General features: G+C 61.3%; 12 protein-coding genes and 1 pseudogene. 6 read left to right on the top strand and 7 right to left on the bottom strand.

The window, feature by feature from the left end; genetic code table 11:
• The 3 genes and pseudogenes from AAHK20_RS33360 to AAHK20_RS33350 form a co-directional block, all read left to right on the top strand.
• Positions 1–219, top strand: a pseudogene (locus tag AAHK20_RS33360) (ammonia channel protein); the annotation flags it as partial.
• Positions 220–397: 178 nt separating this feature from the next.
• Positions 398–697, top strand: a complete 300-nt coding sequence (locus tag AAHK20_RS33355) for a hypothetical protein (protein ID WP_449185780.1) — start codon at positions 398–400, stop codon at positions 695–697.
• 50 nt (positions 698–747) lie between these two features.
• Positions 748–1914 (top strand): porin, encoded by a 1167-nt coding sequence (locus AAHK20_RS33350; protein ID WP_449185779.1) that lies wholly within the window; start codon positions 748–750, stop codon positions 1912–1914.
• Between the two features lie 97 nt (positions 1915–2011).
• Here AAHK20_RS33350 and AAHK20_RS33345 read toward each other — a convergent pair whose 3' ends face one another.
• A complete protein-coding gene (locus AAHK20_RS33345) occupies positions 2012–2515 on the bottom strand; it encodes an SDR family NAD(P)-dependent oxidoreductase (protein WP_449185778.1) in 504 nt (167 codons plus the stop codon).
• A gap of 45 nt (positions 2516–2560) precedes the next feature.
• Positions 2561–3304 carry an SDR family oxidoreductase gene (locus AAHK20_RS33340; protein ID WP_449185777.1) on the bottom strand — a complete coding sequence of 248 codons (744 nt, stop codon included), beginning with the start codon at positions 3302–3304 and terminating at the stop codon, positions 2561–2563.
• 133 nt (positions 3305–3437) lie between these two features.
• Between AAHK20_RS33340 and AAHK20_RS33335 the strand changes: the two genes are divergently transcribed.
• Entirely contained in the window at positions 3438–4328 is an 891-nt protein-coding gene (locus AAHK20_RS33335) for a LysR family transcriptional regulator (protein WP_449185776.1), read from the top strand.
• 35 nt (positions 4329–4363) lie between these two features.
• Here AAHK20_RS33335 and AAHK20_RS33330 read toward each other — a convergent pair whose 3' ends face one another.
• From AAHK20_RS33330 to AAHK20_RS33315, 4 genes are all read right to left on the bottom strand, one after another.
• Positions 4364–4894 carry a hypothetical protein gene (locus AAHK20_RS33330; protein WP_449185782.1) on the bottom strand — a complete coding sequence of 177 codons (531 nt, stop codon included), beginning with the start codon at positions 4892–4894 and terminating at the stop codon, positions 4364–4366.
• Positions 4895–5215: 321 nt separating this feature from the next.
• A complete protein-coding gene (locus tag AAHK20_RS33325) occupies positions 5216–5830 on the bottom strand; it encodes a hypothetical protein (RefSeq protein ID WP_449185775.1) in 615 nt (204 codons plus the stop codon).
• A gap of 46 nt (positions 5831–5876) precedes the next feature.
• On the bottom strand, positions 5877–6668 hold the full coding sequence (locus AAHK20_RS33320; protein ID WP_449185774.1) for a molybdopterin-dependent oxidoreductase: 792 nt from the start codon (positions 6666–6668) through the stop codon (positions 5877–5879).
• Positions 6669–6670: 2 nt separating this feature from the next.
• A complete protein-coding gene (locus tag AAHK20_RS33315) occupies positions 6671–7312 on the bottom strand; it encodes a cytochrome b/b6 domain-containing protein (protein ID WP_449185773.1) in 642 nt (213 codons plus the stop codon).
• A 259-nt stretch (positions 7313–7571) separates the two neighbouring features.
• Between AAHK20_RS33315 and AAHK20_RS33310 the strand changes: the two genes are divergently transcribed.
• Complete coding sequence (locus AAHK20_RS33310) at positions 7572–8030, top strand: hypothetical protein (protein WP_449185772.1); 459 nt, start codon at positions 7572–7574, stop codon at positions 8028–8030.
• Here the strand turns inward: AAHK20_RS33310 and AAHK20_RS33305 are convergent, their stop codons facing one another.
• A complete protein-coding gene (locus AAHK20_RS33305; protein ID WP_449185781.1) occupies positions 8031–8414 on the bottom strand; it encodes a hypothetical protein in 384 nt (127 codons plus the stop codon). It lies immediately after the preceding gene.
• Between the two features lie 34 nt (positions 8415–8448).
• Between AAHK20_RS33305 and AAHK20_RS33300 the strand changes: the two genes are divergently transcribed.
• Positions 8449–8634, top strand: a complete 186-nt coding sequence (locus AAHK20_RS33300) for a hypothetical protein (protein WP_449185783.1) — start codon at positions 8449–8451, stop codon at positions 8632–8634.
• The last annotated feature ends 153 nt before the right edge of the window (positions 8635–8787 follow it).

The following is an 8787-nucleotide window of genomic DNA, read 5'->3' as shown; positions in this document are numbered from 1 at the left end:
GGCGCGATCCTGACCGGCGTGTTCGCGGTGAAGGACATCGGCGGCGCGGACGGCAATGTCATGCTGCAACTCAAAGGTGTCGCGACGACCCTGCTCTATAGCGGCGTGGTGAGCTTCGTGTTGCTGAAGGCAATCGACATGGTGATGGGCCTGCGCGTGGCCGAAGACGAAGAGCGCGAAGGCTTGGACCTGGTGCTGCACGGCGAAGCCATCGAATAACCTCCAGCCCGCTCGGACCGCCTATGCCGGTCCGGACAACTCTACCAATCACAAACACGCAGGGGTCGTCACCTCCGCCTGCTTTCGTGGCGGGCGCCGTGTGACGCCCCGCCGGATGCCGACGGCATGCCAGACCTGAAATGGAGTCGCTCGCCCCTGCTCAAGCCGCTTTGAATCCATGAAAAAGCGCGATGGGCATCATGGTTTTCTGCTGGTCGTTCTTCTGTGTCAAATCGCTAGTCTCACGATGGCCGCATTCGCCGAGCATGTCGTTTGGCACAACAAGTGGATCGGCGTCGTTTTCGGCTTTAGCTTTCTGTTCGGTCTGATTCTCTCGCTCGGCGCTTTCGGCATGTGGCGCAACCATCGCGATGAATCGAGCCTGCTCGACTTTTTTCAGGCTAATCCGCTCTATCTCGCCATCGCACTCGCCACCGCCGGCGAAATGGCGACGATGTTATTGCTAAAGCCAGGTTGACCAGCCCTATTGGTTTTTGGAGTTCGTTAAAACTTACGGAGAAGATAAAAGTGAAAAAGTCTCTACTGGCTCTCGCAGTATCCGGAGCGTTTGCGGTTTCGGCCCATGCGCAAAGCAGCGTGACCCTGTACGGTCTCATCGATACCGGCATCGTCTATACGAACAACCAGACCGGTCACAGCAATTGGCAGATGGGCACCAGCTCCACCCAGAACACGGTCTTCGGCCTCAAGGGCACTGAAGACTTGGGCGGCGGGTTGCATGCGGTCTTCAAGCTGGAACAGGGCTTCAATCTGAACAACGGCACCCAGGCATTCGCAGGCGACGGATTCGGCTCGCAGGCATGGGTCGGGCTGCAGAGCGACCCCTACGGCACCGTCACGTTCGGCCGGCAGTTCGACGTGTTGAACGATCTGCTAGGACCGCTCTCTTCGGAAAGCAACACGTGGGGCGGCAACATCGCGGCGCATCCGTTCGAGAACGACAACCTGGCCGCCGACTCCGTCGTCGTCAACAACACGGTCAAGTACACGAGCCCGACCATCGCCGGCATCACGGGCGAGGCCATGTATTCGTTCAGCAATGCGGCGGGCAGCTTTGCGAACAACCGCGTCTATGGCTTTAGCGTGGGGTACAGCCAAGGCCCGGTGAACCTGGCGGCCGGCTATCTCCAGTTCAACAATCCGGGCGGCGGCGTGCTCGGCACCAATCCGAACGGCGCCATCCCAGTCAAGGATGGCAGCGCCAACTTTGTCGCCGAGCGTCAGCGCATCTGGGGCGCCGGCGGCAACTATACGTTCGGGCCGGCCACCGTCGGTCTGGTCTGGAGCCATACGCAAATCGACAACATGGCGAGCGTCATCTCGCTGGGCAGCGGCAACTACATGCCGCTCGGCGGAAACCTGCGCCTCGACAACTTCGAAGTGAACGCGAAATACGCGCTCACGCCGGCGTTGACGCTGTCGGCCGCGTACACGTACACGGACGGCGCTTACTCGGACGGCGCGACGAATGCAACGCCGGGATGGAACACCGCCATGCTGCAGGCCGATTATTCGCTGAGCAAGCGCACCGATGTCTACCTCGAAGGCGTCTATCAGAACGTGCACGGCGCGCCTGCTGGCTCGGTGCTCGGCGATGCCATGATCAACACCCTTTCGCCGTCGTCGACGAGCACGCAAGTGGCCGTGACGGTCGGGCTGCGGCACGCGTTCTAAGCGCGCTAGCGCGGCCTCTTCACGCTCCGAAGAAGCCGCGCTTTAGCCAAGGCATCACGCCAGGTCCGAGCGCTGCGCACCCTGCGCCTGGCTTACATCACACGCTCACTTTGGCCGTAAGCAGATCGCCCATGCCGATCCGTTTCGCGAACTCGATCCGCACGCGCTCCGAGACTTCCAGCACTTCCTTCGCGCCGTCATCGACAAAGTCGATGACTGACCGCATCGGGCGCGCGCCGCGCTCCAGCCCGACAATCCGCACCACCTCATCGGCGACCGCTTGAGGATCGGCGTTAGGTGGCGTGAGTTCGGTCAGACGCGCGCCGATCTGATCCATCACGCCGTCGATACGGCCTTTTTCGCGAACGATCGTTGCAGCAGCGGCGTCGGCCGAATCCTGCGAGAGGACATCCAGTTCCAGCGGGTGCAGCTGAATGCCCTTGTCTTCGGCGAGCACGCGCAGCGCGTCGGCGCGAGACTTGTTGCGCCCTTCGACGTCGCGCATCGTCGCGTATACGAAGTGCCCTGCCTCGGCCAGCGCCTGCGCGCTCAACTTGCCGATACCCGTTCCCGCGCCTGTGATCAGGATGACTGATTTCATCTTGTTGCTCCGTTTTTTCGGGTTCGCTAAAGGGAGGCTTCAGCTTCAGGCCACGCCACCATTCGCACGAAGGATCTGGCCATTGACCCAGCCCGCGTCAGCGCTAACGAGGAACGAGACCACTGCCGCAATGTCCTCGGGCTGACCGAGGCGTTGCAGCGGCGGCATGTTCGCGAAGGTCTTGATCTGCTCTTCCGTCTTGCCATCGAGAAACAGCGAGGTCGCGATCGGGCCTGGCGCAACGGCGTTCACGGTGACGCGGCGACCGCGCAGTTCCTTCGCGAAGACGTGAGTGAATGCCTCCACCGCCGCCTTGGTCGCGTTGTAGACCGCGTAGCCCGGCATGTTCAGCGCGAGCGTCGTGCTCGAGAAGTTGACGATGCGGCCGCCTTCGTTCATTCGCGCCGCGGCTTCGCGCAGCGTGTTGAAAGTGCCGCGGACGTTGATGTCGAAGGTCTGGTCGTACAGCGCATCCGGCGTATCGGCGAGCGGCATCGTCTTCAGCACGCCGGCGTTGTTCACCAGCACGTCGATCTTGCCGAGCTGCTGTTCGGTCATGTCGAACATCGCACGGACTTCGCCGGCGTCCGCGACGTTGGCCTTGACTGCAATCGCCTTCGCGCCTTGTGCAGTGAGTTCGGCGACCAGCGCCTCGGCTTCCGTCGAGCTCGACGCGTAGTTGATGGCAACGGCGAATCCATCGCTGGCGAGACGCCGTGCAACCTCGGCGCCGATCCCGCGCGATGCGCCGGTCACGATGGCAACCTGGCTGTTTTGGATGAGGGTCATGATTGGCTCCTTGTCGGTGATTCAGGTGGTGAGTGGATGAGATGAAGTCTCGACCATTCGACGACAAAGATAATTACCTGCTGACTGCTATCATTATTCCATTCACTTCAACAATAGGTTGCATCGCGCTGCCATGGACCGTTTCCAAGAGATGCAGGTGTTCATCCGGATCGTCGAGCGCGGCAGCTTTACCCGTGCGGCCGACGATCTGCAGATTCCCCGCGCCACCGTCACGAATCTGATGAAACGCATGGAGGAGCGGCTCGGTGCCCGCTTGCTGGAGCGCACCACGCGCACGGTGCGCCTGACCCATGACGGCGAGGCGTTCTATCGCCGCTGCGTGCGCCTCGTGGCCGATATGGAGGAAGCAGAGGGCTCGTTTCACAACGTCGCCCCAAAGGGACTCTTGCGCGTCAATGTGCAGGGGACGTTGGCGAAACACTTCGTCATGCCCGCCTTGCCGGATTTCGTCGCGCAATATCCGGGCATCGAGCTTCACCTCAGCGAGGACGACCGCCTGGTCGACCTGGTGCGCGAGGGGATCGACTGCGTGCTGCGGGCGGGCACGTTGCAGGACTCGTCGATGGTCGGGCGGCGCGTCGCTTCGATGGCGCAGGTCACCGTGGCCAGTCCCCGCTATCTCGCGCAATTCGGCGAGCCGGCGACGCCGCAGGCGCTCGAGGCGCATCGTGCGGTGAATTACATCTCGAGCGGCTCGGGGAGAGCGCTGCCGATGGAATTCACCGTCGACGGAGAAGTGATCGAGATGCAGCTTGCGTCGATCGTGTCGGTCACGGGGGCGGATCTGTACACGGGCGCCGCCGTTGCCGGTCTCGGCATGGTTCAGGTGCCCCGCTACCGCGTGTCGGACGAATTGGCTGCAGGAGCATTGAAGGTGGTACTCGCCACCTTTCCGCCGCCACCGATGCCCGTGTCGGTGCTGTATCCGCACAACCGTCAGCTTTCATCGCGGGTCAGGGTATTCGCGCAGTGGCTGCGCGATATCTTCGAAGCGGCGGGCTGAATGCGGGGGCTCGGCGAGTATCGCCTCGCGACCGGCTAGCGGTGACCCCCGCCGCCCCCATGAAAACCGCCTCCTCCTTCGAAGTGGCCACCTCCGTGAAATCCGCCACCTTCGTGAAAACCGCCTCCTCCATGAAAGCCATGCCCTCCGTGAAAGCCGTCGTGGTGCCCGAAGTGGACATGGTCCATATGATGGAAGTGATGGAAGCGATCGACAAAGATAAACGACGCGCCGAATCCGAAATCCACAGGCGCCCAGTAATACCAGGGGTCGTAGTAGGAATAGTACGGATACGGGGGCAGCGGATAGGCATCCCCCACATCGACGCCCGTGCCCTGCTGCTGGATCTGCCAAGTGCCGTCGGGCTGTTTGCAAGCCAGGCCCGATATGGTCTGCGTGGCGCCATCGATATCCGCCGTGCCGTTGACCATGCGGCACGTGGGCGAGGCGGCTGATGTGGTCGTCGTGCCGTTCTGCGGATCAGCCGGGACGGGCTGCGACGCCACCGGCGTCGTGCACGCGACACAGGTGCAAAGCACCATTCCGAGTCCGATAAAGTTGCGCATGAATTCGTCCTGCTCGACGGTCCGGTACCACGACGCGAACCATCGCGTCGACACCGTGAAGACCCCATCGGTTCGCCTCGCAGGGCTCGTTGCCGGAGAGCGAATTCAGATATGAAGACGTGCACGACGACGCGGACCTGCTATAGATAAAACGCGCCGCCGGTCGACGCTATTCCGCTTGCGGGCCCACGATGCCGCGTCGGTTTGTTACGCCGTATTTCCTGTCAGATCATGCAAAGTTGTACTAATAGATGGGGCATGACCATTGAATTCAGCGGACTGTCGCGCACCACGCGCGCGACAGTGACAAGCATCGGGGGGTTACATCGGCGGCACGACGCCATCCTTTTCGACCACCAGTCGCTGAGCGACGTAGGCACCCTGCGGTCCGGATGTGGCCACCACGAACACCTGCTTGCCAGGCGTCAAATCGCTACGCGCGGCCGGCATGAACGTCACGATGGGCACGTTCGGCGGAACCGTGACCTCGTTGCTGCCGCCTTTGTATGACAGCTTCAGGTTGCGTCCGTCCGTCGCTTGAACCACCGTGTCGACGTTCGCGTTCGTCATGGTGCTGTTCGGTCCGAGGTCCCAGGCGTAGTGGCCCTCGCCGGTGCCGCGTGCAGCTTCGGGGAAGACGACGACTTCGGTGGCCGTGAGCTTTCCGTCCGTCCCCGTCGTCGCGGCCGTGCCGATGAAGGCGCCCGGCTTGATGTCCGAAAGCTGCATGGTCTTGACGGCCGATACGGTGGCAGCCGGCTGAAGCTCGATCGAGACGGTGTCGCCGCTGCGGCGATGCACCTTCAAGACATCGCCGGTGAGCGAGACGATGTCGCCGCGAATACGCGTAGGTTTGGCGGCGGGCGTCTGGGCGAACACGCCGCCGGCAAACGCCAGCCCGGCGAGGGAGACGACAACTTTCATGCGAATAGACATAGATGCTCCGTGAAGCAAGGTTGCGTTAAGGGTGAATCAATACACACTACGAACCTCCAAACCAGTTGTAGCCCTGGTTCTCCCAGTAACCACCGGGATATGCGTTGGTCACGCTGATGGCGACGATATGTTTCGGATTCTTGTAGCCGAGCTTGGTCGGCATGCGCAGCTTCATCGGGAAGCCGTATTTCGGCGGCAGCACGTCGCCGTCGTAGGTGAGCGTAAGCAGCGTCTGTGCGTGCAGTGCGGTCGGCATGTCGATGCTGGTCCAGTAGTTGTCCGCGCAGTGCAGCGAGACGTACTTGGCCGTGAGGTCCGCGCCGCTGCGCCTCAGGAACTCGGAGAAGCGCACGCCGCCCCAGTGGCCAATCGCGCTCCACCCCTCGATGCAGATATGACGCGTGATCTGGCTTTCCTGCGGCATCGCGCGCAGTTCGTCGAGGGTCCAAATGCGCTTGCCGTTCGCGAGGCCGCTCACCTGAAGCCGGTAAGTCGTGGCGTCGACTTCGGGCACGTCGTCGATGTCGTAGTACGCGTTGAACGGGAACGGCCGCGTGATCATCGACTCGGGATAAGTCGGCGCCAGCTTGCGAGGGTCGAACAGGAGGGCCTGCACGTCGTCGTTGAAGAACGAGATTCTTCGCAGCATCGTGTTTACCGATTTGTCGCTGCTCAAATCGCAGCCCGACAGCATCGCGATGCCACCGAGCGTCAGAATGCGCCTGCCAAGCAACCGGCGCGCCGGATTCTTCAATTCGCGCTGCGCATCCTTGACGATGGATTCGGCATGGGATGCCAGAAACGGATTGAGTGTTTCGATTTTCTTTCGAAGCGTCATCGTTAGCGTCCGCGAATCATCAAAAGAAGCGAGCGCGGCACCAGCGCGACCATGACGAGGTGCACGACGAAAAACGCCACGAGCACACTCATCCCGACGAAATGCACGACTCGCGCGTTGTCGTACCCGCCCATGACCGTGCGCAGCAACGGGAATTGCACCGACTTCCATATCGCGAGCCCCGATAGGATGACGACCACGATATCGACGATGACCGCGAGGTAGGCGAGCTTCTGCACCGCGTTGTAATGAGCGAGATTGTCGTGCCCGAGCTTGCCGCGCAGCGCCGCCTTGAAATCCGCCACCAGGGAGCGGTAACGGACCGGAAGCAGCTTCCGGCGCAGCCGTCCGGTAGTGAGACTCAGGCCGGCATAGACGAAAAAGTTCGCGACCAGCATCCACATGACCGCGAAATGCCATTGCAGGGCGCCGCCGAGCCAGCCGCCCAACGTGATGGCAGAAGGAAACTGTAAGATCGGGAAGATCGGCGAGGCGTCGTAGATCTGCCAGCCGCTCGTCACCATCAGCACGACGGCGAATGCGTTAATCCAGTGTGTGATGCGAACCCATGCAGGTTGAATCGTCGTGTGACTCAAAGCAATCTCGCTCGTGGTGGGTGTCCGTAGCTGCAAAGACCAAGTCATTTATTTATCGTCGACTTGGGCACGCGCGCCCCTCCGGCCAGCCGCGACATGCCCAGTCAATGGAGTAAACATGGGCATGGCGCAGCTATTCCACTGCACGGCAAATATTTTTTCTTACGAATTGTCAGCGTATGGGATAGGTTCGCGCCGATATCCCAGTGACCCTGATGTGGACTAGGATCGTGTAGCTTGCGACCCGCCACCGTGTCTTCAAATCGGTCGCCATCGGAGTCAGTCCTGAAGTTGCACAGGAGCCGGTATGAACACGAAGCACAGTAAGAAAGGTCATCTCGAAGCCGCGGCGTCGCACCACGAGCAGGCCGCGCGACATCACCGCGAGGCGTCGCGGCATTTCGAGGACGGTCGAGACCTTGTTCACGCCGCACATCTGGCGATGCTGGCCCATGGCCATACGTTGCACGCGATCGATGAGGCGCACGAAGCTGGCGCGCACAGCGCCAATACGCCGTCGATAACGCCTCCATCGACCGGCTCAAACGTAAGCGCCGCCGACGTTGCGAAACATCATGCGGCGGCTATGGATCTTCACACGCAGGCGGCGCAGCATATGCGCCACGCCGCAAAGCTCTTCGATCAGGATCGTAGCGCGGCCTCCCATGACGCCCAGCTAGCGCTCTCCCTTGCACTGCGCGCCTTGTCCCATGGCAACGATGCAGCCAAACTATTTGTCAGGCTCGCTGCCAGTGGGGCTTCGTAACTATGCCTTGCGTCCCAGCAAGTCGATTGCCATAGACTTCGCATGCGCTACGGCCTCTTGCGCGTCGGGGAATACACCGAGTTGCTCCCAGTGCTCTTCGACCGCGTAAGTTCCTTTCGTACCGAGTGCCCTTTGAACGCGCAATTGCGCTGCGTACCGCCCGTCCTCCAATGGTCGAGCAGTCGCTATGATCTTGTGCGGAAGGCCGGATCTTTCTGGCTGAACCAACTCGACAGGTCCGCCTGGTACGCCGATATCTTTCAACTCGTTCCTGGCTTTGCAGTCCGGGCAATAGAAGCACCACCCCTCGTCCTCGTGACTGGATCTGACCTGCCCGCGAGCCAGCACGGCACGACATTCAACGTTTTCGCAGATGAACGGCATAGCAGTCTCCGGAGTTGTTTGAAGAAATCCTAGCATGCCCGCCGACGGCCAACCATCGGCATTGCTGCCGTGCCTGAGGCTCAGGAAAATGTTCAAGCGCAAGTCGGTGGGCGGCGGCAAATGGAATGAACGCCCCACCTACCGAGTGGGCGCCGAAGAGGCGGCCCCTCACTGGCTGACGGCATCGAAGTGCCAAAAATGGATGCTGCCGATTCACTAGAGGTAGTTTGTTGACGGCGCTAGCCCGCGATAAGGCAGAGGTTATCGCTGCCAACGCTGACGAGCACACCCAACCACATTACACAACCAGACACCCCTGTCTCGCCGCGACGGACACCGTCGCTTCCATCCCTGCGGTAAATCTCAGGTAGTC

It is taken from the genome of Trinickia camelliae, from assembly GCF_053525655.1.
The sequence above is the reverse complement of the archived record's forward strand: the minus strand, read 5'-3'. Positions and strand labels throughout refer to the sequence as shown.

Coding starts and splice junctions, on each gene's coding strand:
- AAHK20_RS33325 (WP_449185775.1), bottom strand. CDS start 5,830: ATGTCTATTCGCATGAAAGTTGTCGTCTCCCTCGCCGGGCTGGCGTTT.
- AAHK20_RS33330 (WP_449185782.1), bottom strand. CDS start 4,894: ATGCGCAACTTTATCGGACTCGGAATGGTGCTTTGCACCTGTGTCGCG.
- AAHK20_RS33320 (WP_449185774.1), bottom strand. CDS start 6,668: ATGACGCTTCGAAAGAAAATCGAAACACTCAATCCGTTTCTGGCATCC.
- AAHK20_RS33315 (WP_449185773.1), bottom strand. CDS start 7,312: ATGACTTGGTCTTTGCAGCTACGGACACCCACCACGAGCGAGATTGCT.
- AAHK20_RS33310 (WP_449185772.1), top strand. CDS start 7,572: ATGAACACGAAGCACAGTAAGAAAGGTCATCTCGAAGCCGCGGCGTCG.
- AAHK20_RS33305 (WP_449185781.1), bottom strand. CDS start 8,414: ATGCCGTTCATCTGCGAAAACGTTGAATGTCGTGCCGTGCTGGCTCGC.
- AAHK20_RS33335 (WP_449185776.1), top strand. CDS start 3,438: ATGGACCGTTTCCAAGAGATGCAGGTGTTCATCCGGATCGTCGAGCGC.
- AAHK20_RS33355 (WP_449185780.1), top strand. CDS start 398: ATGAAAAAGCGCGATGGGCATCATGGTTTTCTGCTGGTCGTTCTTCTG.
- AAHK20_RS33300 (WP_449185783.1), top strand. CDS start 8,449: ATGCCCGCCGACGGCCAACCATCGGCATTGCTGCCGTGCCTGAGGCTC.
- AAHK20_RS33340 (WP_449185777.1), bottom strand. CDS start 3,304: ATGACCCTCATCCAAAACAGCCAGGTTGCCATCGTGACCGGCGCATCG.
- AAHK20_RS33345 (WP_449185778.1), bottom strand. CDS start 2,515: ATGAAATCAGTCATCCTGATCACAGGCGCGGGAACGGGTATCGGCAAG.